Genomic DNA, 22,879 nt, shown 5'->3' on the forward strand with positions numbered 1-22,879 from the left:
AGCGCGCGTCGCCCGTCGCACCGGTTCGACCCGCACGCGCTTGCCTTCGCCGGTTTGAACAGGAATGCACGCGGATGTCGTCAGTTTTCTTCGATCGGGACAGCATTGCGGAATGGCTCGGTGAGCGCACCGTCGCCAAGGCGCGCTCGGTGGGCGCGATCAGCAACGTCAAATGGCAGGGAGAGACGCTGTCGGGCGACGTGCAGGGCTCGCAGCCGCAGCCATACCGGACACGGGTCCGTTTCCGGACCGATGGCGGCTCGCCATGGGCCGAAGGCGAATGCACGTGCCCGGTCGGGCGCAATTGCAAGCACGTCGCGGCGCTGCTGCTCGCGGAACTCGACTACCACGACGAGATGGATCACATCACGCAGGTCGAGGACGACAGCGACCCGGCCACGTCGGAGGTGTCCGTCGCGCGACGGATCACGGTCTCGGGCGTGCCGCCGGCGCCATCACCATCTTCATCTTCTTCTCCGGGTGTGCGGCCCGAACTGGTCAGCTGGCTCGAGCGTTTTCGCGCGCGCGCCCGCGCGGCCGACGCCGCCGCCGAAAAAAATGCCGCCCGCAAGGTGGAGGCCGCGAGCCAGGAGACACTCGCCTATCGGCTCACCTGGTCGCGTTTTCATCTGCGCCACGAGGTCGTGCTGCATCGCGCGCGTTGCGACGCGGACGGCGTGATCGTCGAAGTCGGCGACAGCTGGGGCGACGTCGAAGGCGCGCTGCTCAGGCAGCCGCGCTTCGTGTCCGACGAGGACCTGTCGATTCTGCGCGGCCTGTGGCTCGGCCGCTCGCGCGAGGACCTGGGCCAGTTCGTGCTGCGCGGCACGAGCGGCGCGGAAACGCTGCAAAAGCTGATCGCGACCGGGCGCCTGTTCTTCGACTTCAGGATCGCGCCGGGCAAGGCTGGACCGACGCCGCTCGCGCGCGCCGCCGACCGGCCCGGACGCATCGAATGGGAGCCGCTCGCCGACGAACGCCTGCGCCCGGTGCTGCGCACCGAACCGCGCGCGAGCATGGTGCTGCCGACCGAGCCGGTCTGGTACGTGGACGGCGTCGCCAACGAGGCGGGCATCGTGCCGCTGTCGCTGCCGTTCCAGCAATTGCCCGACTACCTCGCGATGCCGCCGATCTCGCTCGCCGAGGCGCCGCTCGTCGCGTCGGTGCTGCGCGAGATCGCGCCCGAGCTGCCGCTGCCGCCGACCCACGACGCACCCGCGATTCGGGTGATCGATGTGGAGCCGGTGCCGGTGCTGACGCTGAACAGCCACGCGCTGCCGGGCGCGGCGAAGGGCATGAAGACGGCGAAGGCCGCGAAAACTGCGAAGGCCGCGAAGGCCGCGAAAGCCGCCGAGCGCAAGTCCGCCGCGGTCGAGCTGGCCGCCGCGAGCTTCGACTACGACGGCGTCAGCATCAACGCCGACAGCAGCGTGACGCTGGTGCCGCTGCCGGGCGGCGACGTGATTCACATCCGGCGGCGCTACGACGCCGAGAAAAAACGCTTGCTGGAATTGCGCAAGACCGGTCTGCAGAAAGTGCCGACGCGCAATATGCAGGCGGCGCGTCTATTGCCCGACACGATGCTCGGTCTGCCCGATGCCGACGCATGGTCCGAGTTCGTCAACGACGCGGTGCCGGATCTGGTCGCGAAGGGCTGGCGCGTGACGATGGCGCCCGAGTTCCGCTACAACGTGATCGAGATCGACTCGATCGACGGCACCGCGCAGCAAGCCGGCGACGGCTGGTTCGATCTGGAGATGGGCATCCGCGTCGGCGAGCGCAACGTGCGGCTCGAGCCGCTCCTGGCCGATCTGTTCCGGCGCGACCGGCGCTGGCTGTCTGGCGCGCTCGAGAGCATCCGCGACGACGAACCGATCGAGCTGAAGACCGAGGAGAACAAGCGTCTGCGGCTGCGCGCCGATCGACTGAAGCCGGTGGTGCGGGTGCTGGTCGATCTGTTCGATTCGCTCGGCGGCGCGCTTGCCGAAGGCGCGCCGCTGCGCGTGCCCGCGGTCGATGCCGGCCGCCTCGATGCGCTGCATGACACCGGCCGCTGGCAGTTCAGCGGCGACGCTTCGATCCGCGACCTCGCGCGCCGTCTGCAGGCCGGACCCGGCTTGCGCGAAGTGCCGGTGCCGCGTGGTCTGAAGGCCGAGCTGCGCGCGTATCAGCACCAGGGCCTGAACTGGATGCAGTTCCTGCGCGAACAGGATCTGGCCGGCGTGCTCGCCGACGATATGGGGCTCGGCAAAACCGTGCAGACGCTCGCGCACATTCTCGCGGAGAAGGAAGCAGGGCGGCTCACGCATCCCGCGCTGATCGTCGTGCCGACCACGCTGGTGCACAACTGGCGCGAGGAAGCGCGCCGCTTTGCACCGGACTTGAAGGTGCTGGCGCTCAACGGGCCGCATAGGAAGGAACGCTTCGCGCAGATCGGCGCACACGAGCTGATCCTGACCACTTATGCGCTGCTCTGGCGCGATCAGAAGGTGCTCGGCGAGCACGACTATCATCTGCTGATTCTCGACGAAGCGCAGTACGTGAAGAACGCGACCACCAAGGCCGCGCAGGCGATTCGCGGCTTGCGGGCGCGGCATCGGCTGTGTCTGACGGGCACGCCGCTCGAGAATCATCTCGGCGAGCTGTGGTCGCAATTCGATTTTCTGCTGCCAGGCTTTCTCGGCAGCCAGAAGGACTTCACGCGACGCTGGCGCAATCCGATCGAGAAAAACGGCGACGACGTGCGCCGCGCGTTGCTCGCGCGCCGCATCCGGCCGTTCACGCTGCGCCGGCGCAAGGACGAGGTCGCGAAGGAACTGCCGCCGAAGACGACGATCGTGTGCCCGGTCGATCTCGAAGGCGCGCAACGCGACCTGTACGAAACCGTGCGCACGGCGATGCAGCAGAAGGTGCGCGCGGCGGTCAGCGCGCAGGGGCTCGCGCGCAGTCACATCATCGTGCTCGATGCGTTGCTGAAGCTGCGTCAGGTGTGCTGCGATCCGCGGCTCGTGCGCACCGCGAGCGGCGTCACGGACGGCGCGGCCGCGAGCGGCGGCGAGCGGGCGATGCGCTCGGCCAAGCTCGATCTGCTGCTGTCGATGCTGCCCGAGCTGATCGAGGAGGGGCGCCGCGTGCTGCTGTTCTCGCAGTTCACCGGCATGCTCGCGCTGATCGCCCAGGCGCTCGACGAAGCGGCGATCCCGTACGTGATGCTGACGGGCGACACCGCTGATCGGGTGACGCCGGTCGAGCGGTTCCAGCAGGGCGAGGTGCCGCTGTTCCTGATCAGCCTGAAGGCGGGCGGCGTGGGGCTGAACCTCACGGCCGCCGACACGGTGATCCACTACGATCCGTGGTGGAACCCGGCCGCCGAGAACCAGGCGACCGACCGCGCGCATCGGCTGGGGCAGGACAAACCGGTGTTCGTCTACAAGCTGATCGCGGCCGGCAGTATCGAGGAAAAGATCGTCGAGCTGCAGGAGCACAAGGCCGGGCTCGCGGACAGCATTCTCGCGGAAGACGCGGCGGGCGCCGCGAAGTTCTCGGACGACGATCTCGACGCGCTGTTCGCGCCGATGCCGGAAATCGAGGGCGCGCGGTGAGCGCGCCTTCACGATCGAATGAGGCAACGCAGAGGCAACGCGCAGGCTGCAGGCGGGGCATCTGATGCGCTGCAGCAACATCAAAAGGGGGCCGGACTGTAACAAAACGTCTGTGTATGTAAATGGCCGCCGCGTGGGGCTTCAACTCATACCAATTTCGAACTCGCGCTGTGTAAGACTTGCGCCTCGTGCGCTTCCGGACGACGTGTAATTACTACTTTGGCAGCGGTTACAAAGGAATTTCTTTCATCTTGAGCACGGCTTCGCGCCGGGCTAACGTGACATGACTCGTGCGGCTAGACCCCGGCGAGCGTGTGTAGTGTTTTTTGGGCGGCGTTGCTTCGACAGGAGCAACGCCGCATTTTTTTGCCCGCGTCACTTGCGCCGGGCCTCACCCGCTGACTACTTTTGACGCGTTGCGTCATCGCACTGCTCATCAATGTGAAGCAGGTAGAAACGCCTCATACAAAAATAGGGCTGCGAGTCTCGCGCTCGCGCAGATGATTGCATCAAATGACAACTCGTCCCGAGACGAAATCTAACAATGTTTAAACGATTTATTCTGAGATTATTCTTATACTGGACACGCAATTGTTAAATAAGAGTACCTGAAAGGAATCTTAAGGCGGATAAGCGGCAAGGCCGAAAGGCCGCTCCAGCAAGGGTCTGCGGTCCGCATTGTGATGTCCGTCCGGGTGCCTCCCAGTACTGGCAGACCGGAGGAACCTAAGAAACACGTCAATTGTTTTCAGTTAGGGTTTTTCGCGACGGATTGCCGGTACACGGTAAGCGGGATGAAAGAGGGTTTTCGATTATCATGATCTGCCCTGCATAATCGCTATGGTAATTACATTTATGCGCTGATTCAGCTTCATGAAAGCAGCGTCATGGCGGGGGTACGGCGAGGGACCATTAGTCAGAAAGTAGCAGCCGGAATTTTATGGGAAGCCGGATCGACGGCGCTGTCGTCATCCCGGTCGTCAGCCGGTGCGCCGGCCGTCAGCCGCGAAAGGTGCTGTTACGTTGTGGGGTGTTATGAGAATTGCTGTCCTCGATGATGATTCGGCTCAGGCCGACCTTGTGTGTCAAACGCTATCCGCCGCTGGACACGTCTGTCATGCGTATGGCGCAGGGCGTGAACTGGTGCGCCAGTTGCGTCGCCAGACGTTCGACCTGCTCGTGCTCGACTGGAACGTTCCGGACATGTCCGGCGAAGAAGTGCTCCGCTGGGTGCGCGAGAGCCTGTCCGAGCGTCTGCCGGTGCTGTTCATGACGAGCCGCGGCCGCGAATCCGACATCACTTCGATTCTGAACATCGGGGCCGACGACTATCTCGTCAAACCCGTGTCGGGCGCGGTGCTGCTCGCCCGGGTCGGCTCGCTGCTGCGGCGTGCCTATTACCTGAAGCCGCCGGCGACCAGGGAAGTGTTCGGCGACTTCGAGTTCGACCTGAGCGCCAAGCACGTCGTCGTGCGCGGCACGCCGGTCTCCGTCACGCAAAAAGAGTTCGAGCTCGCGCTGCTGCTGTTCCAGCATATGAGCCGGCCGCTGTCGCGCGCACACATTCTCGACGTGATCTGGAAGCAGGCCACCGACATCCCGTCGCGCACGATGGACACGCACGTGTCGATGCTGCGCAGCAAGCTCGGTCTGCGCCCGGAGCAGGGTTATCGGCTCACGCCAATCTACGGCTATGGCTACCGCCTCGAGCGGATCGAAGCCGACACACCACCTACCGCCAACGACGAACCCACTGAAGAAGCGGGGGAGGCGTGACGGTCTGCGTGGGTGGGGCGGCGTCGGGCGGCGGCGCTATCTCCGGCCTTCGCGCCGCCGCGTGGCTTGCCGCGGCCTGCCTGATTGCAACGGGCGCGACCGGTTGGAGTGCGCTCGCGCACGCGCAGCCCGCGCGCGGCAAGACCGGTGCGAAGGTGCTGCCGGTCTACGCTTCCTACACCACGCACGAAGGCGACACGCTGTACGACATCGCCGCCCGCTACATGGCCGACCCTTCCGACTGGGCGCTGTTGAGCAGGCTCAATCACGTGCCCGCGCCGCGCCGCATGCCGGCCGGCATCGTGCTGCGTTTGCCGTTCCAAAGGCTGCGCCAGGATCCGGACACGGCGCGAGTGGTCGCGACCAGCGGTCCGGTCGAGCACGCGTTCCACACAAACCCTTATCTGCCGTTGAAAAGCGGTGAAACGCTTGCCGAAGGCGATCACTTGCGCACCGGCGCGAACGGGTTCGCGACGCTCGAACTGCCCGACGGCTCGTATGTGACGGTCGCGCAAAATGGCGAGCTCAATATTGAGCGGCTGCGGCACATCACGCTGACCGGCGCGGCAGATCGCATCTTCCAGTTGCATTCGGGCGAAGTCGAAAGCCAGGTCACGCATGCAACGCGACGCGACGATCGCTTTCAGATCCGGTCGCCTTCGGTGGTCGCCGGGGTGCGCGGTACGCGCTTTCGCGTCGATTACAACGGCGACACGCAGACCACCGCGGTGGCGGTGCTCGATGGCGCGGTCGGCGTCGATCCGGCCAGGCAGCATGGCCAGAGCGCCGCGCCGGTGCCGGGCAGGCCGCTGCAGGCGTCCGAGCAACTGGTGAAGGCAAGCTTCGGCAACGTCACACACTCGGGCGGCGCGATCGGCAGTCCGCTCCAGCTGTTGCCGGCGCCTTCGGTCGAGCGACCGGCGCGCGTGCAGGACGGCAAGACCGTCGCGTTCGACGTCAACCCGGCCGAGCACGCGGTCGGCTATCGGCTGCAGATTTCGCACGATGCCGATCAGCTCGACCTGGTACGCGATCTACGCGTGAGCGTGCCGCACGCCGACTTCGGCGATCTGCCCGACGGCACGTACTTCGTGCGTGTCGCGTCAACCGGTAGCGACGGCCTCGACGGCCTGCCGAACGTGTATGCGTTCGAGCGCCGCCAACTCGGGCTGGACGCTTCGGCCGCGCAGCGCGCGGGTAGCCACGACTACGAGTTCCGCTGGTTCGTCAGCCACAGCAACGTGCCGACGCGTTTTCGCTTCGTGCTCGCGAAGACGGCTGATCTAAGCCATCCCGTGATCGATCGCACCGATCTGGCGGGCGGCGAACTCGTAATCAGCGATCTGCCGCCTGGCGTCTACTACTGGACGATCGTCGCCGAGCAGTTCGACAACGGCCGCTTCTACGAAAAGAGCAGCCCGGTCCGCTCCTTTACGCTGGCGCGCTGACGCTGGTAGATTCTCGGAGCCGGCTTGCTGCCCGGTCCGTCCTCCCGTTCCGGATTACATCGCCCCTTGCCCGCCACTTCTACGCGACTGAGCCTCGATCCGCGCGCCCGTCTCGGACGGCGGGCCGGCCGACGCTTTCTGATCGAGTGGCTCAGCGTTGGCTGTCTCGGCCTCGTGGTGATCCTGCTGACATCGTTCGGGCGCGTCGGCGCCGGCATCGATCTGCTGGTATACGACCAGTTTCTGAAGCTGCGCAAGCAGCCGCTGCTGTCCGACATCGTCGTCGTCGAGATCGACAATGCGGCCATCGACGCGCTCGGCCGCTGGCCGTGGCCACGCAGCGTGCATGCGCGGCTGCTCGAGCAGCTCGCCGCGGCCAAAGCCGCCGCGGTGATCTACGACGTGCTGTTCACCGAGCCCAACGTCGACGACGCCCAGCTCGCCCACGCCATCGCGCTGAGCCCGACCTATCTGCCCGTGCTGCTGACGCCGCCCGATGCGAGCGGCGAGCGCACCGTCGATGAACCCGTCACGCCGCTCGCGCAGGCAGCAGCCGGGCTCGGTCACATCAATTTCGAAGTGGACAGCGATGGCATCGTGCGCAGCGTCGCGCGCTTCCAGGGCGACGAGCACTCGCGCTGGCCGCAACTGACGGTGCTCGTCGCCGACGCGGTCGAACGCGGCAAGCTGCGGCGGCGCAACGGGCTGCCGCCGCGTCGCTCGACCGAGCCGGCGCGCGGCAGCGACGACGGCCGCGAAGACCGCTTCCTGATTCCGTTCGGCCCGAATGCCGCGAACTACGCGAAGCTCGGTTTCGCCGACGTGCTCGCCGGCAAGGTGCCGGCCGATCAGCTGCGCGGGCGCATCGTCGTGATCGGCGTGACGGCGTCGGGTCTGTACGACCGCTTCGCGACGCCGGTGTCGGGCGAGCTCGGTCCGCTGCCAGGCGTCTACATCCACGCGAACGTGCTCGACACGCTGCTGACCGGCCGCGAGATCCAGCCGGTCGCGCTGTGGATCATGTTCGCGGCGGCGCTCGCGCCGCTCGCCGCGTTGCTCGGCGGCTTCCTCGTGCTGTCGCCGCGCCGCTCTCTATTGCTGACCGGCGCGCTGGTGCTGCTCGCCGTGGCCGGCAGCGCGCTGCTGCTGTACGGCGGCAGGCTGTGGATGTCGCCGGTGCCGGCGATCCTCGGCGTCGTGATCGTCTACCCGATCTGGAACTGGCGACGCCTCGAAATGACGATGGCGTATCTGCGCGGCGAACTGCAACGTCTCGCCGACGAGCCGCATCTGCTGCCCGAAACGCCGAAGCGCCGCCGCGAGTTCGGCGGCGACGTGCTCGCGCAGCACATGGCGCTGATGGCTGAGGCCGCGCAACGGGTGCAGGACATGAAGCGCTTCGTGTGGGACAGCCTCGACAGCATGCCGGAGCCGATTCTCGTCAGCGATGTGGACGGCGTCGTGCTGATCGCGAATCACGCGGCGAAAGCGCATTTCGCGCGGCTCGGCGCGCCGATGCCCGAGGGCCAGCCGATGCAAAGCGTGCTCGGCGGTCTCACGCTCGTGAAGACGATCGATGCCGGCGCGGCCGCGGACAACCAGCGCAACGTGTACGCGCACGCGCATTGGCCGGTGCCGCTCGATCCGACGCGCGGCGAGTTCGCGGCGCTGATGGCGCAGGGTGTCGAGGTGCGCGACTCGAACGAGCGCGACCATCTGCTGCGCTATGCGACCTGCACCAACGCGCAGGGTGAGACGACCGGCTGGATCGCCGGTCTCGTCGACGTGTCGGCGCTGCATGCGGCCGAGCGTCAGCGCGAGGACGCGCTGCGGCTGTTGTCGCACGACATGCGCTCGCCGCAGGCGTCGATCATTGCGCTGGTCGAGATCGAGCGCGCGCGGACCGAGCCGGCGCTCGCGCGCAGCGTGCTCGAGCGCATCGAACGCTACGCGCAACGCGCGCTCACGCTCGCCGACGACTTCGTGCAACTGGCGCGCGCCGAGTCGCAGGCGTATGTGCTCGAGCCGCTGAGCCTGACCGAACTCGTCATCGATGCGAGCGACGAGGTCTGGCCGCAGGCGCACGCGAAGCGCATCACGCTGCATACGGAAACCGGCGACACCACCAGCGAAGATCTCTGGATTTGCGCCGACCGCTCACTGATGACGCGCGCGCTCGTCAATATTCTGAACAACGCGGTCAAGTACAGTCCGCCCGACACGCGCATCGTGTGCAGTTTCGCGAGCCAGCCGGCGGCTAGGCGCGAAGGCAGCGGGGCGGCTCGCGTGGCATGCACGATTCGCGACCAGGGCTATGGCATCCCGAAGGAGCAGCAGGCGGGGCTATTCGAGCGCTTTCGCCGTTTTCACGAGGCGGAGCGGCCGGAAGTGGGCGGCGCGGGACTCGGCATGGCGTTCATCAAAACCGTCGTTACGCGCCACGGCGGCAGCGTCGAAGTCGTCAGCGCGCCCGGCGAGGGGACCGCCTTTACGATCTGGCTGCCCGCGCTCGACGACGCGCCGCTCGATGAAACCAGCGCACCGCGCGCCTGATGCGCTTGTGATGGATTCGATGGACTAGAGAGAAAACAGAAAATGGCGAAGATCGCTCACCTCTATGTCGCGCTGGCTGCGGCGAGCCTCACCGCTTGCGCGGGCCTCAGCGCCGACGTGCACACCGCCTCCGCTAACGGCGCCGACCATGCCATTGCGCTGCAAGGCGGGCAGACCTATTCACTCGCGCGCACGCAGTCACAGGACGACAGCGCCGACCATCCGCAAGTCGAAAAGCTGCTGCGCGACGAGTTGGCGAAACACGGCTTCGTCGATACGGCGGGCAAGTCCGCGCATTTTCTGCTGTCGATCGCGTATAGCACGCGGCCGGCGTCGATCGGCATTGGCGGCGGGGATTGCGCGCCCGCCGATTGCGGCGCGGGCAGCGACGGTCCGGGCGCGCTGCTATTCGGGCGCAACTATCAGCACGCGCTGACACTGCGCTTTTTCGACTATGCGAGCGGCGCCGAGCGCTACAAGGTCAGTGCGGTGTATATGGATCGCGACGCGGACCCGCTGCATGCGTTGCCGCTGCTCGTGAAAACCGCGCTTGCGAAGCTGCCGTACGACGCGCCGGCCGACTGGCGCGTGAAGCTCAGTATCGACAAGGCGAGCGGTGCGCCGAACGTCGATTCTATGGAGCCGCTGCAGCGCTAAATAACGCAGCTTCGAGTCGCCGGAGCCGCGCGTGTCGGTTATTCCTGCGCCGGCTCGCCGCCTGGCCAGCGGTTTTCGAACACGCAATCGCCTAGCGGCAGACGGCTCGCCCAGCGCTCCGTTTCGAGCATCGGCTCGCTGTAGAACGCATCGACGTGGCCGAGGCACAGAATCGCGACCGGCCGCGCGCCTTCCGGCATCGCCAGTAGCTGGTGCACCGCGTCGACCTCGAACAGCGACACCCATCCAAGCCCGAGTCCTTCGGCGCGTGCGGCGAGCCACATGTTCTGGATCGCGCACGCGACCGACGCGAGGTCCATCTCCGGCAGCGTGCGACGGCCGAATACGTGTCGCTCGCGCCCGTCCATCAACGCGATCACCAGCAGTTCCGCGCAGTCGCGCATGCCTTCGACCTTCAGCTTCATGAATTCGTCGCGGCGCTTGCCGAGCGCGTCGGCGGTGGCGAGCCGTTCGCGCTCGACGATGTCGCGCAAGCCCGTGCGCAGCGCTGCATCGGTGATGCGCACGATGCGCCACGGCTGCATGTAGCCGACGCTCGGCGCGTGATGCGCCGCGTCGAGCAGACGCCGCAGCACCGCCGAATCGACCGGATCGGGCACGAAGTGGCGCATGTCGCGGCGTTCGTAAATCGCGCGATAGACCGCGTCGCGCTCGGAGTCGTCAAAAGGCTTCGCCATGAAAGAGGGCGGCCGTGAAAGCCGGGTTGGAGGGCCAGTAAGCGTGCATATAGGTTGCCACAATCGGACCCACGCGGAACACCGCTTCGCCGGGCGTGTCGCTGTGCGCGCGGGTGGCGAAGCGCTGCGGCTCGAGCGATGTCGCGAGCTTCGAGTAATGGAACGTGTGGCCGGTCAGCGTGCCGTGCAGGCCGTCGATCTGCTGCATGCCGAGCGACGTGAAGCGCGTTTGCATCTCCGCGTGACCGGGCAGCAGGCCGAGCATCGGCGTGCTCTTGCCTTGCGCGTCGGTCAGGGTGTCGAGCAGGTAGAGCATGCCGCCGCATTCGGCGACCACCGGTTTGTCCGCCTCGACGTGCGCGCGGATCGATGCCGCGCTGCGCATGTTGCCAGCGAGCGTCGCCATTTGCAGTTCGGGGTAGCCGCCCGGCAGATAGAGCGCATGTGTGTCGGCGGGCAACGCTTCGTCGGCGAGCGGCGAGAAATAGCTGAGCCGCGCGCCGAGCGCTTCGAGCAGCGCGAGGTTGGCGGGATAGATGAACGAGAACGCGGCATCGCGCGCGATCGCGATGTGCTTGCCTTCGAGCAGACGCGGCAGCACTTCGGGCGACGGTGCGCCGAAATCGACCGGCGGCGGCAGTTCGGCGAGCGCGGTCGACGCGAGCGTATCCGCCGCGCGTTCGAGGCGCGCTTCGAGATCGTCGATTTCATCGGCCTGATGCAGGCCGAGGTGGCGGTCGGGCAACGTGATCTCGTCGCTCGCGGCGATGTGGCCGCACCAGCGCAGTTCGGGCGGCAGCGCTTCCTGCAGCATCTGCGCGTGCCGAGCCGAGCCGACGCGATTCGCGAGCACGCCATGAAACGGCAGTTGTGGTCTGAAGCGAGCAAGGCCGAACGCGAGCGCGCCGAAGGTCTGCGCCATCGCCTGCGCCGAAATCACCGCAAGCACTGGCACGCCGAACGTGGTCGCCAGATCGGCGCTGCTCGGCGTGCCGTCGAACAGGCCCATCACGCCTTCGATCAGGATCAGGTCGGCTTCTTGCGCCGCCTGCGCGAGCAGGTTGCGGCACGCGCTTTCGCCGACCATCCACAGATCGAGCGACAGCACCGGCGCGCCGCTCGCGCGCGCGAGGATCATCGGATCGAGAAAATCCGGCCCGCTCTTGAACACGCGCACGCGACGTCCGAGCCGCCGGTGATAGCGCGCGAGACCCGCGGTGATCGTGGTCTTGCCTTGTCCCGACGCGGGCGCGCTGATGAACAGCGCGGGGCACGCAGCGGAGGAAGTCCCCTTGGGGGATGCGGACATCGCTCAGAACTCCACGCCGCGCTGCGCCTTCACACCCTGCTCGCGATACGGATGCTTGATCGCGCGCATTTCGGTGACGAGGTCGGCGGCTTCGATCAGCGCATCGGGCGCATGGCGTCCGGTCACGACGACGTGCAGCATCGGCGCGCGCGCTTTGATCACCGCGAGCACTTCGTCGAGCGGCAGGTACTCGTACTTCAGCACGGTGTTCAGCTCGTCGAGGATCACCATCTGGTAGTCGCCGCTTTCGATCATCCGCCGCGCTTCGTTCCAGCCCTTGCGCGCGGTCGCCATATCGGCTTCGCGATTCTGCGTGTTCCACGTATACCCGTCGCCCATCGTGACGAAATCGCATTGCGCGATTGCGCCGAGGAAATCGCGCTCCGACGTATGCAGCGCGCCCTTGATGAACTGCACGACGCCCAGCCGCATGCCGTGGCCGAGCACCCGCACGGCCATGCCGAACGCGGCCGTGCTCTTGCCCTTGCCCGTGCCGGTGTTGACGATCAGCAGGCCTTTTTCGACGGTCGCGCTGGCCTGCTTCTTTTCGTGGCCTTCGCGGCGGCGCTCGGTCATGCGTTGATGCGATTCGGGGTCGGTTTTCATCGAAGGTCCTGGTCTTGAGGGGCGGGATGGAAGGGCGCTACGTCGCCGGGTGCGGTGTCGGTCGCCGCCGCAATTGCAATGGTGATACCAGCGTGCGTGGTCTTGGGTACGACCAGACGTGCGGTTTGCGCGATTGTCGCGGAGACCGAAGCTGCTGCCGCCAGTAGCGCACACGGTTCGCACACACCGTCGACACCAAGATGCGCGCGCGCGGCCGCCGACGGCGCCGCGACCGGCGCGGCCGCGATCTGCTCGCGGCTGAACAGTTGCAGCGGCAGTTGATGGCGTGAACAGAATTCGAGCAGACCTGCTTCGTTGCCTTTGGTGTCGATCGTCGCGATGGTGCGAATCCGCTCGAAGGCATTCGAACCGAGTGCTGCGCGCACGGCGGCTTCGATGTCGCCGGCATCGCTGTGCAAGCGGCAACCTATGCCGACGCTTAGCGTTTTGAGCGCGCTCGCAGCTTGTTCGTGATCGACTCGGCCGTCGCGGTTCGCCGCTTCACGTGCAAGCGCGAGCGAGGCCACGCCGCCGATCACGACGATCGCCGGCGAGCCGAGCCCTGCGCGCACGACCGCCTCGGCAAACTCGCGCAGCGGCGCGAGCACGTGACGCTGCTCGGGCCGCGTCGCCGATTCGATCGCCGCACAGGGTGTATCGGCGGACATGCCGGCCGCGAGCAACGCGGCGACGATTTCGCCGAGCCGCCGCATGCCCATATAGATCACGATCGTCATGCGGGTCGCGGCGAGCGCGGCCCAGTCCGGTTCGCCGTTGCCGGCGCCGTGGCCGGTGACGAACACGACGCCCTGCGCGTAATCGCGATGCGTGACCGCGATGCCGAGCGTCGCGGGTGCGGCGATGCCGGCCGTAATGCCGTTGATCACGTCGACTTCGATGCCCGCCGCCTGCAGCGCCTGCAATTCTTCGCCGCCGCGGCCGAACACGAACGGATCGCCGCCCTTGAGCCGCGCGACGCTGCGTCCCGCGCGCAGATGCCCGAGCATTTGCGCGACGATGTCCGCTTGCGGCGTCGACGGATGGCCGCCGCGCTTGCCGACGTACACGACTTGCGCGTTGGCGCGTGCGAACTGCAGTACGTCGGGATTGACCAGATCGTCGACCAGCACGACATCGGCCTGCGCGAGCGCACGGGTGGCCTTCAGCGTCATCAGTTCGACGTCGCCGGGACCGGCGCCGATCAGCCAGGCGCGCGTCATCGCGGCGTGCATGGCGCATGCCATGCGGAGATGGGAGGAGAGGAGCGGCGTGCGACGGTGCACGCGGCAGTGAATATAGAGGTCATGCAATACAGCGAATCCAGGCGCGGCCACTCATGCGGCTCGCGGCGGATTCTTCAGAGAGAGAACGCCACGAAACGCGCGATGCCACGTTTCTACGCCTTCACATCCGTTCCCCGCGGATTCCGGCGGCCGGCGGCGCAACCTGATGCACGGGTGCATGCGGCGCCGCCTCCGCGTCTGGCCGGTATCCGGGCTGGCGGCCTCACGCGTTTCGCCTTCCCGTCCTTGTTTGCGAATCTGCGGATTCGCGGGGCAGTGGCATCAAAAAACGCATGCGCGGCACGGTGGAATCGAAGCTGGATCGAATCGCGCGCCGCAGGTCGCTTACCGTTGCGGGGACAGCACAGGTTGAACGCGCGACGCGCTGCCTGTTTCCCGTTTAACTGCACATGCGAGTGCATGTGCGGGCACCAAACGCGCGCATACGATAGCACATGGCGCCTTGCCAGATAAGCCTCGGCGACGCTTTCCGGCGGCCTGCGTTCCTTGACTGCGCATGCCCGGGGGCCTACACTCGCACGCACTTTGGGTGCTCGCGTGCGCGTTCGTGCGCATGCAGTTAAACGGGAAACAGGGAGCCATCTGCGCTAGAGCGGCTAACCTGTGCTGTCCCCGCAACGGTAAGCGAAAAGCGGTTCCGGGTTGATAGCCGGGCACCGCGGTGCCGGCTTCGATGTCCTCGCGCAAGGTCGCGTCGACATATCACCACTGGACGAGAAACCACTCGGCCGGGAAGGGGAAGCGGCGCTTTCGCCAGCCCGGATACCGGCCCGAAGAAGCAGAACGACCGCCGCGGGGATGCGGCGGCGCGTTCATGACCTCAGTTCCGTTTTCTGTATTTCCGTTGTCGCGGCAATGCCGTCGTTCGTCCCCGTGTCTGGTGATCGCTGGTACTGTGCGCGTGATTCATTCGCTCCGTTCGCCAGCCGATGCCGACCGATGCGCGGACTTTGCGGCAGACCGATGCAACGCAAAGGGATGGACCTCACGATGCAAACTCAATTGCGCAAGATTCCCGTCACGATCGTCACCGGCTTTCTCGGCAGTGGCAAAACGACGTTGCTGCGGCACATCCTCAAGCATGCGGGCGGCAAGCGCATTGCGGTGATCGTCAACGAGTTCGGCGAACTCGGCATCGACGGCGAAATCCTCAAGGGCTGCGGCATCGGTTGCGATGAAAACGGCGTCGAGACCGAAGGGCAATTGTATGAACTCGCGAACGGCTGTCTGTGCTGCACCGTGCAGGAAGAGTTTTTCCCGGTGATGGAAAAACTCGCGGAGCGGCGCGACGAACTCGATCACGTGTTGATCGAAACCTCGGGGCTCGCATTGCCGAAGCCGCTCGTGCAGGCGTTCAACTGGCCGCAGATCCGCAACGGCTTCACGGTCGACGCGGTGGTGACGGTGGTGGACGGCCCGGCCGCCGCAAGCGGCCAGTTCGCCGAGAACCCGGTCGCCGTCGATGCGCAGCGCAAGGCCGATCCGAACCTCGATCACGAGTCACCGCTGCACGAGCTGTTCGAAGACCAGTTGTCGGCCGCCGATCTGGTGATTCTGAACAAGACCGATCTGATCGACGACGCGCGGCAGCACGAAGTGGAAGCCGCGATCCGCGCGGAGATTCCGCCGCAGGTAAAGATCGTGCGCGCGCAGCAGGGGCAGCTCGACCTGCATACGCTGCTGGGGCTCGAAGCGGCGTCGGAGCAGACGATCCACCTGCGGCACGACCACCACGGTTCCGCCGACGACCCGGATCATCACCACGACGAGTTCGATTCGGTCGTCGTGCAGGCATCGGTGCCGTCGCGCGACGCGGCGCTCGCCGCGTTGCAGACGCTGGTCGAAAACCACACGATTTACCGTGTCAAAGGCTTCGCGGCACTGCCGGGCGCGGCGATGCGTCTGGTGATCCAGGGCGTGGGCCGGCGCTTCGACAGCTACTTCGACCGGCGCTGGCAGGCGGGCGAAAACGGCGACGGCGCCCTGAGCCGCTTTGTGCTGATCGGAGAAGACCTCGATCGACCCGCGCTGCAACAGGCTCTCGACGCGGCGCTCGGCGCGACGTCGAACGCGACGGCATAACGGGCGCACCAGCATGCATCTGCTGCGCACGACGCCGGGCGGTTTCGTCGACGATACGCAGGGCGTGATCCGCATCGATCAGCAGCCCGCCGATATCGTCGTGCTCAGTTCCGCCGACACCACGCTGTCGCTGCTCGCGAGCGTGGTGCCGCGTCTTGGCGACGGCTTCCCGAGCGTGCGGCTTGCGAACGTCACGTATCTGCGTCAGCCGGCCTCGGTCGATTTCTATCTGGACGACGTGTTGCAGCATGCGCGCGTGGTCGTCGTCGATCATCTCGGCGACGAAGCGTATTGGCCGTACGGCATCGAGCAGGTCGTCGCGCTCGCGCAGCGCAAACAGCAAACGCTCGCGATGTTTTCCGGCGATCTGCAGGAGGACCCGAACCTGCTCGCGCGCAGCACCGCGAGCGCCGAGTTGTGTCAGCAGTTGTGGCGCTACCTGCGCGAGGGCGGTCCGCAGAACGCCGAGGCGTTTTTGCGCTGCATCGCGTATCGCGCACTCGGTTGGGGGCGCGAGCCCGAGCCGCCGCGCGCGTTGCCGGCCGCGTCGCTGTATCACCCCGAGCGCGATACGCCTACCGTCGCCGATTGGCAGGCGCGCTGGCGGCAGGACGCGCCCGTCGTCGCGATCCTGTTCTACAAGGCGCATCTGCAGGCCGCCAATACCGCGGTGTTCGATGCGCTGATCGATGCGCTCGAAGCGCAAGGGCTCAATCCGCTGCCGCTCGCGATCACGTCGTTGAAGGATGCGATGAGCCGTGATGTCGTGCAGTCGCTGTGCGCGCAACATGGCGTCGCGCTGGTGCTGAACACGACCGCGTTCGCCGCGTCCGCGATCGACGACCCCGAGCCGCTCGCGCTCGCCGGCGACGCGCCGGTGTTCCAGGTGATCCTGAGCGGCGGCAATCGCGAGGATTGGCTGAAAGACAACCACGGCCTGAATTCGCGCGACATCGCGATGCACGTCGCGCTGCCCGAAGTGGACGGGCGCATCATTACGCGCGCGATCAGTTTCAAGGGTCTCGCGTATCGCTGTGCGCGTACCCAGGTCGATGTGGTCCGCTATCAGCCCGATCTCGAACGGGTGCGTTTTCTCGCCGAGCTGAGCCGCCGCTGGTGCCGTTTGCGTTCGCTCGATAACGCCGACAAGAAAGTCGCGTTGATTCTCGCGAACTATCCGACGAGTGAAGGGCGCATCGGTAATGGCGTCGGGCTCGACACGCCGGCATCGGTGGTCGGCATTCTGTCGATGCTGCGCGATGAGGGCTATCGTGTCGGCGAACTGCCCGAGCACGGCGACGCGTTGTTGAACAGGCTGACCGAGGGCGTGACCAACGATCCGGTCGTCCGCGATCTGCGTCCGGCCCTGCAAAGTCTCGCGCTCGACGACTATCTCGCGCATTTCAACGCATTGCCGGCGAGCGTGCGCGACGCGTTGAACGCGCGCTGGGGCAAGCCCGAAGAGGACCCGACGCTGCGGCGCGGCCGCTTCATGATCGCGGGTTGGCGCTGCGGGCAGGTGTTCGTCGGCATTCAGCCTTCGCGTTCGCGCGAGCAAGGCGACTACGCGAGCTATCACGATGCGGAGCTCGTACCGCCGCATGCCTACCTCGCGTTCTACTTCTGGCTGCGCCACCAGTTCGGCATCGACGCGGTCGTGCACGTCGGCAAGCACGGCAACCTCGAATGGCTGCCGGGCAAAAGTGTCGCGTTGAGCGACGCGTGCTGGCCCGATCTGATTCTCGGACCGATGCCGCATCTGTATCCGTTCATCGTCAATGATCCGGGCGAGGGCAGCCAGGCGAAGCGGCGTGCGCAGGCGGTGATCATCGATCATCTGATGCCGCCGCTTACGCGCGCTGAAAACTATGGGCCGCTGCAGGACCTCGAACGCCAGGTCGACGAATACTACGAAGCGTTGATGGTCGATTCGCGTCGCGCAAAGCTCTTGCGTCGCACGATTCTGACGACGATCGTCGAGCATCGGCTGCACGAAGAGCTGAGTCTCGCGGCGCCCGACGGACAGGACGATGAAGACGCGCTGCTCACGCGCGTCGATGCGTGGCTGTGCGAGCTGAAGGAAGCGCAGATTCGCGATGGCCTGCATACGTTCGGGCAGTCGCCGCGCGGCGTGCAGCGGCGCGACACGCTGCTCGCGCTCGGGCGCTTTCCGATCGGCGATGGACAGGGCGGCAAGGCTGGGCTCGTCGACGCGCTGGCGCGCGATCTGCGCATCGATCATCTGTTCGATCCGTTGGGCGTGGATTGGGCCGCCGCATGGGACGGCCCACGTCCTGATGTCTTGCGGCGGATCAGCGATGCACCGTGGCGGCATTACGGCGATACGCGCGAGCGGCTGGAGTTGCTCGCGGGCGAGCTGTTGCGCGGCGTCTGCGGTGTCGATTGCGATGACGCGGATCGTTCGCAGGCCGTTCCTGTAGCCGACGAAAGTCTGCAGCAAGCGGCACAGGTAATTGCACGCCTGCGCGACGACGTGCTGCCGCGCCTCGACGCATGCGGCCCGCAGGAAATGACGCAGCTCAAGCGCGGCCTCGAAGGACGTTTCGTGCCGCCCGGTCCGAGCGGCTCGCCGTCGCGCGGACGGCCCGACGTGCTGCCCACCGGCCGCAACTTCTACTCGGTCGACACGCGCGCGGTGCCGACGCAAGCCGCGTGGGCACTCGGCCTGAAATCGGCGCAGCAACTGATCGAGCGGCATCTGCAGGAGCATGGCGATTATCCGCGCGCGATCGGCCTGTCGGTCTGGGGCACCGCAACGATGCGCACCGGCGGCGACGATATCGCGCAGGCGCTCGCGCTGCTCGGCGTGCGGCCGAAGTGGGCGCCGGGCAGTCATCGCGTGACGGACTTCGAGATCATGCCGATCGAAGCGTTCGATCGGCCGCGTATCGACGTCACGTTGCGCGTATCCGGTTTCTTCCGCGATGCGTTCGCGAACGTGATGCATCTGTTCGATGCGGCCGTGCAAGCGGTTGCCGAACTCGACGAGCCGGCGGAGCTGAATCCGATTCGCGCGCGTGTGCAGCGCGAACGCGATGCGTTGATTGCGAGCGGCATGGACCCGGTCGATGCGCGCAAGCGCGCCGGCTGGCGCGTGTTCAGCGCGCGGCCCGGCGCGTATGGCGCAGGTCTGCAGGAGATGATCGACTCGCGCCAATGGCAGACCGACGCCGATCTCGCGAACGCGTATCAGGCCTGGGGCGGATACGCGTACACGCAGAAGGCCGCGGGTGAGGAGGCGCATCGCGCATTTGGCGCGCGCCTCGCAGCGATGGACGTCGTGCTGCAGAATCAGGACAACCGCGAGCACGACGTGCTCGATTCGAACGACTACTACCAGTTCCAGGGCGGCATGGTCGCGGCGGTACGGCATCTGGCCGGTGAGCAGCCGCATGTCTATCACGCCGATCACAGCAATCCTGCCGCGCCGCGCGTGCGCACGTTGCAGGAGGAGATCGCGAGCGTGATCCGCTCGCGCGTGGTCAATCCGAAATGGCTCGATGGCGTGAAGCGCCACGGCTACAAGGGCGCGGCCGAAATCGCCGCGACCGTCGACTATCTGTATGGCTACGACGCGACCGCGCGCGTGATCGCGGATCATCAATACGCGCTCGTTGCCGATGCTTATCTGAACGACGCCGATACCCGCGCGTTCATGCAGCGGCACAACCCGCATGCGCTGCATTCGATCTGCGAGCGTTTGCTCGAAGCGATGCAGCGAGGGCTGTGGCAGCAGCCGGGCGACTATCGCGCGCAGGTGGAAGCGCATCTGCTTGCGAGCGAACAGCAGATCGAAGGAAGACAAACATGAATGGAGCGATGCGAAGAACGGACGACCTAGGCAGCGCGGGCTCTATTTCGGGCACGGCGTCGCGGCCGGTTTTTCCGTTTGCCGCGCTGATCGGCCAGGCCTCGTTGCAGCAGGCGCTGGTGCTTGCCGCGATCGATCCGGGCTTGGGCGGCGTACTGATCAGCGGACCGCGCGGCACCGCGAAGTCGACTGCCGCGCGCGCGCTTGCCGAGCTGCTGCCGGAAGGGCAGCTCGTGAACCTGCCGCTTGGCGCGAGCGAGGATCGTCTGATCGGCACGCTCGATATCGAAACCGTGCTGCGCGACGGCTCGGTGCGCTTCTCGCCGGGGCTGCTCGCGAAGGCCCATCGCGGCGTGCTGTACGTCGACGAAGTCAATCTGCTGCCCGATGCGCTCGTCGATGCATTGCTCGATGCGGCGGCGAGCGGCGTGAATACCGTCGAACGCGATGGCGTGTCGCACAGTCATGACGCGAGTTTCGTGCTGATTGGCACGATGAATCCCGAAGAGGGCGAGTTGCGGCCGCAACTGATCGACCGCTTCGGTCTGATGGTGGAGTTGCAGAACGCGTTCGAGCCGCAGGTGCGGCAGGCGATCGTCAAAGCGCGGTTCGCGTTCGATCTCGATCCCGTGGGGTTTCGTGCCTCTTATGCGGAGCAGCAGGCTTCATACGTGCAGCGAATTCGCTCGGCGCGCGCGGCGCTGCCGCTGCTTGCGTTCGATGACGCCGTCCATGCGCGTGTGAGCGCGCTGTGCATTGACGCAGCCGTCGACGGCCTGCGCGCCGACCTCGTGATGCTGCGCGCGGCGCGCGCGCTGGCCGCATTCGAACAGAGGGATGCGGTGACGGTCGGACATGTGGATTGCGTCGCCGATGCGGTGCTGCTTCATCGGCGGCGTCAGCATGATTCGCAGCCTGCGAATCAGCGTCAGCCGGACAGCGAGGCGCGATCGCAGGAAGTCGTTGGGGGGGCGTCTGGCAATTCGGCGACATCTTCCGCCGACCCCGACTGGGGCTACCTGCCGCCCGAGCCGACCGGGACTGTGCCTGTCAAAGGCGTCATTCCGCTCGACGCAAAAAAACGCTGAGCCATCGGAAGGGCGCCGCCGCTGACTCGCGCAGCGGTTTTCGATGGCCGCAAGGCGTCAGAGCGGGTTTGCGCGATAGGTCGCGCGGCGAACCGGGCCGGCGCATTGCATGGCCACCGACGCTCGCCGCGATGCGCGAGCGCACGCTGCGTCGCGAGCATCTGCGCTTCGCACGCGAAGCGCCGGGCGGCGGAGTGCTGCATTGCTTCGTGCTCGATTGCTCCGGGTCGATGCTGGCGGGCCAACGCCTTGCGCTCGCGAAGGGCCTACTGACTGCCTTGTTCGACCGTGCGAGTGCGATGCGCGCCGAGGCTGCGCTGATCTGCTTCGGTGGTGCGGGCGCTGACGTACGCTTCGGCCCCGCCGTGCCGCGCTGGTGGAACGAGCGAAGGCTCGCGCCCGTGGGCGGAGGCGGTGGCTCGCCGCTCGCGTCGGGCGTGCGGAGCGCCGCGCATTTGCTCGAGCGCTGCGCGCGGCGACGGCCGGCCCAGCAGCGTTGGCTCTGGATTCTGACCGACGGCCGCACGCGCGACGAACCCGCGCGGCCGGCCGGCGCCGACGAAGTCGTGTTCGTCGATTTCGAGCGTGGTGCGATACGGCTCGGCCGTTGCGAAATGCTCGCCAATGCGTGGGGAGCGCGGCGGTTGACGCCTGAAGAGTTGATCGGCTGATCGATGTGTGCGCAGAGAGCTCGGACTGCTCCGTTCGCGCGCGCGTTGGTTGCCAGCCGGAGCGCTTATTGGAGTCCGTTGGACCAGTGCTGCACGTCTTCCTGACGATCGAACACGAAGACCTTCATCGCCATCTGTTGAGCGGAATCGAGTTGATCCAGTTCGAGGCCATGCATGGACGGCTCGCCAGGCGTCTTGCCCTTCTGAACGTTGCGGATCACTGCCGTCGTCTCGATCTGCGAATAGAACTCGGCCGACTTCAGCCGGAATGCGATGCGCAGTCGGTCGCCGACCTCGCCCAGTGTCCACGACGCACACAACGACATGCCGAGCGCGCTGATGCCCTTGGCGACGCCAAGGCCCTCGTACGTGTCGCCGGCTCCACCTATGCCAAACCGCACGGGCAGATGCGCGTGGACGCGGATCGATTTGCGCTCGCGTAGCCGGCGGACCATGCCAGGCCTCGACAACACGACGTAGTCGAACGGCACGCGGCAGACCGCTTCGACCGTGCAGACGAAACGGAACACGGCCTGACTCGCGATCGCCACGAGCTCGACGTTCTCGCCGGGCGTGAGCGGCAGCGGTTGGCCTTGCTGGATCGGCGGCGTGACGAACAGCGCATGATTCGGCGCGAAACCGATGATGCGGCATGGGTGCATCGGCGCGCCGCTGCCGAGTTGCGAGCGCATGCCGATCAATGCGCCGATCTCGAGGTGCATATCCTTGAGCGTCAGCTCGGCGAGCTGGTCAGGCTGGGCCGTGGGCGCCGGCGGTTGTTGTGTGCCGAGGTCGTGCAGGTCGCCGCGGTGCGGGCGGAAGTGTTGAAACAGAAAGTCGCGTTCGTCGGTGGTCGCGAGCGTCGTCGCGCTTGCGAACAGCAGCGTGCCGTCGGCATCGACGATCGGCCATGGCAGCGGCGTGCCTACCGGCACCGAATCAGGCTCGAGCGCCGGCGATGCAGCGGCGCGCTGGGTTTCCTCGACGTGTGCGTCGACGGGATGGTCCATAGTCGGCAGCTAATTTAAGTGGCGGGATGATCTGATTGACGGCGAGGAGGGGTAAAACTTTAACTTGGGGAGCGGTGGTGGGTTTCCGGACTTCGACGGATTGAATCGGAGGGCTAACTAATTTTGCTTCTTTTTTGATCTGACGTGAGTTGACTCTTTTGTGAATGTGGGCAATGAGATTGAGATGAGAGTCTTTGCTCCCAAAAGAAATTCGCAGAAGGGGCTTGACGTGTTGTCGACCGC

At 66.3% G+C, this 22,879-nt stretch carries 14 protein-coding genes, 1 pseudogene and 2 riboswitches; of the genes and pseudogenes, 9 read left to right on the forward strand and 6 right to left on the reverse strand.

The window, feature by feature from the left end; genetic code table 11:
- The first annotated feature begins 74 nt into the window (after nucleotides 1-74).
- From QFZ94_RS14440 to QFZ94_RS14460, 5 genes are all read left to right on the forward strand, one after another.
- Nucleotides 75-3,602: an SNF2-related protein gene (locus QFZ94_RS14440; RefSeq protein ID WP_429457659.1), complete on the forward strand. Its 3,528-nt coding sequence runs from the start codon at nucleotides 75-77 to the stop codon at nucleotides 3,600-3,602.
- 1,035 nt (nucleotides 3,603-4,637) lie between these two features.
- Nucleotides 4,638-5,378, forward strand: coding sequence for a response regulator transcription factor (locus QFZ94_RS14445; protein ID WP_410849875.1), 741 nt, complete (start codon nucleotides 4,638-4,640; stop codon nucleotides 5,376-5,378).
- Nucleotides 5,375-6,826, forward strand: coding sequence for a FecR family protein (locus tag QFZ94_RS14450; protein ID WP_429457662.1), 1,452 nt, complete (start codon nucleotides 5,375-5,377; stop codon nucleotides 6,824-6,826). Before QFZ94_RS14445 ends, QFZ94_RS14450 begins: the two co-directional genes overlap by 4 nt.
- Before the next feature lie 66 nt (nucleotides 6,827-6,892).
- Nucleotides 6,893-9,379 carry a CHASE2 domain-containing protein gene (locus QFZ94_RS14455; protein WP_429457664.1) on the forward strand — a complete coding sequence of 829 codons (2,487 nt, stop codon included), beginning with the start codon at nucleotides 6,893-6,895 and terminating at the stop codon, nucleotides 9,377-9,379.
- 42 nt (nucleotides 9,380-9,421) lie between these two features.
- Nucleotides 9,422-10,036 (forward strand): DUF4136 domain-containing protein, encoded by a 615-nt coding sequence (locus QFZ94_RS14460; RefSeq protein ID WP_429457666.1) that lies wholly within the window; start codon nucleotides 9,422-9,424, stop codon nucleotides 10,034-10,036.
- A 38-nt stretch (nucleotides 10,037-10,074) separates the two neighbouring features.
- On the opposite strand, the gene bluB is transcribed toward QFZ94_RS14460, so the two are convergent.
- The 5 genes and pseudogenes from bluB to cobA form a co-directional block, all read right to left on the reverse strand.
- The gene (gene bluB / locus QFZ94_RS14465; protein ID WP_429457667.1) at nucleotides 10,075-10,734 is read right to left on the reverse strand and encodes a 5,6-dimethylbenzimidazole synthase; all 660 of its coding nucleotides are present in this window, start codon (nucleotides 10,732-10,734) and stop codon (nucleotides 10,075-10,077) included.
- On the reverse strand, nucleotides 10,718-12,043 hold the full coding sequence (locus tag QFZ94_RS14470; protein ID WP_410849871.1) for a cobyrinate a,c-diamide synthase: 1,326 nt from the start codon (nucleotides 12,041-12,043) through the stop codon (nucleotides 10,718-10,720). Before QFZ94_RS14470 ends, bluB begins: the two co-directional genes overlap by 17 nt.
- Before the next feature lie 3 nt (nucleotides 12,044-12,046).
- Nucleotides 12,047-12,649: a cob(I)yrinic acid a,c-diamide adenosyltransferase gene (cobO, locus tag QFZ94_RS14475; protein WP_013091616.1), complete on the reverse strand. Its 603-nt coding sequence runs from the start codon at nucleotides 12,647-12,649 to the stop codon at nucleotides 12,047-12,049.
- Nucleotides 12,646-13,080 (reverse strand): cobalamin biosynthesis protein, encoded by a 435-nt coding sequence (locus QFZ94_RS14480; RefSeq protein ID WP_429457789.1) that lies wholly within the window; start codon nucleotides 13,078-13,080, stop codon nucleotides 12,646-12,648. Before QFZ94_RS14480 ends, cobO begins: the two co-directional genes overlap by 4 nt.
- A gap of 63 nt (nucleotides 13,081-13,143) precedes the next feature.
- Nucleotides 13,144-13,869: pseudogene (cobA, locus tag QFZ94_RS14485) on the reverse strand (uroporphyrinogen-III C-methyltransferase); the annotation flags it as partial.
- Nucleotides 13,870-14,115: 246 nt separating this feature from the next.
- A riboswitch (cobalamin riboswitch) is annotated at nucleotides 14,116-14,383 on the reverse strand.
- Nucleotides 14,384-14,463: 80 nt separating this feature from the next.
- Nucleotides 14,464-14,741, forward strand: a riboswitch (cobalamin riboswitch).
- Between the two features lie 202 nt (nucleotides 14,742-14,943).
- On the opposite strand from cobA, the gene cobW reads away from it, so the two are divergent.
- The 4 genes from cobW to QFZ94_RS14505 all read left to right on the forward strand — a co-directional run bounded on the left by cobW (nucleotide 14,944) and on the right by QFZ94_RS14505 (nucleotide 21,626).
- Nucleotides 14,944-16,035, forward strand: a complete 1,092-nt coding sequence (gene cobW / locus QFZ94_RS14490; protein WP_429457668.1) for a cobalamin biosynthesis protein CobW — start codon at nucleotides 14,944-14,946, stop codon at nucleotides 16,033-16,035.
- A gap of 13 nt (nucleotides 16,036-16,048) precedes the next feature.
- The gene (gene cobN / locus QFZ94_RS14495; protein WP_429457669.1) at nucleotides 16,049-19,867 is read left to right on the forward strand and encodes a cobaltochelatase subunit CobN; all 3,819 of its coding nucleotides are present in this window, start codon (nucleotides 16,049-16,051) and stop codon (nucleotides 19,865-19,867) included.
- Nucleotides 19,864-20,955: an ATP-binding protein gene (locus QFZ94_RS14500; protein ID WP_429457671.1), complete on the forward strand. Its 1,092-nt coding sequence runs from the start codon at nucleotides 19,864-19,866 to the stop codon at nucleotides 20,953-20,955. Before cobN ends, QFZ94_RS14500 begins: the two co-directional genes overlap by 4 nt.
- Nucleotides 20,956-21,086: 131 nt before the next feature.
- Complete coding sequence (locus QFZ94_RS14505; RefSeq protein ID WP_429457791.1) at nucleotides 21,087-21,626, forward strand: vWA domain-containing protein; 540 nt, start codon at nucleotides 21,087-21,089, stop codon at nucleotides 21,624-21,626.
- A 65-nt stretch (nucleotides 21,627-21,691) separates the two neighbouring features.
- Here QFZ94_RS14505 and QFZ94_RS14510 read toward each other — a convergent pair whose 3' ends face one another.
- Nucleotides 21,692-22,636: a flagellar brake protein gene (locus tag QFZ94_RS14510; RefSeq protein ID WP_429457673.1), complete on the reverse strand. Its 945-nt coding sequence runs from the start codon at nucleotides 22,634-22,636 to the stop codon at nucleotides 21,692-21,694.
- Between the last annotated feature and the right edge of the window lie 243 nt (nucleotides 22,637-22,879).

The organism is Paraburkholderia sp. JPY465, from assembly GCF_050436725.1.
Classification (GTDB): domain Bacteria; phylum Pseudomonadota; class Gammaproteobacteria; order Burkholderiales; family Burkholderiaceae; genus Paraburkholderia; species Paraburkholderia youngii.

Excerpts from the sequence above, each read along its gene's own strand:
- cobO (WP_013091616.1), bottom strand. The coding sequence starts at position 12,649 with ATGAAAACCGACCCCGAATCGCATCAACGCATGACCGAGCGCCGCCGC.
- QFZ94_RS14440 (WP_429457659.1), top strand. The coding sequence starts at position 75 with ATGTCGTCAGTTTTCTTCGATCGGGACAGCATTGCGGAATGGCTCGGT.
- QFZ94_RS14500 (WP_429457671.1), top strand. The coding sequence starts at position 19,864 with ATGAATGGAGCGATGCGAAGAACGGACGACCTAGGCAGCGCGGGCTCT.
- QFZ94_RS14470 (WP_410849871.1), bottom strand. The coding sequence starts at position 12,043 with ATGTCCGCATCCCCCAAGGGGACTTCCTCCGCTGCGTGCCCCGCGCTG.
- bluB (WP_429457667.1), bottom strand. The coding sequence starts at position 10,734 with ATGGCGAAGCCTTTTGACGACTCCGAGCGCGACGCGGTCTATCGCGCG.
- cobN (WP_429457669.1), top strand. The coding sequence starts at position 16,049 with ATGCATCTGCTGCGCACGACGCCGGGCGGTTTCGTCGACGATACGCAG.
- QFZ94_RS14460 (WP_429457666.1), top strand. The coding sequence starts at position 9,422 with ATGGCGAAGATCGCTCACCTCTATGTCGCGCTGGCTGCGGCGAGCCTC.
- QFZ94_RS14445 (WP_410849875.1), top strand. The coding sequence starts at position 4,638 with ATGAGAATTGCTGTCCTCGATGATGATTCGGCTCAGGCCGACCTTGTG.
- cobW (WP_429457668.1), top strand. The coding sequence starts at position 14,944 with ATGCAAACTCAATTGCGCAAGATTCCCGTCACGATCGTCACCGGCTTT.
- QFZ94_RS14505 (WP_429457791.1), top strand. The coding sequence starts at position 21,087 with ATGCGCGAGCGCACGCTGCGTCGCGAGCATCTGCGCTTCGCACGCGAA.
- QFZ94_RS14510 (WP_429457673.1), bottom strand. The coding sequence starts at position 22,636 with ATGGACCATCCCGTCGACGCACACGTCGAGGAAACCCAGCGCGCCGCT.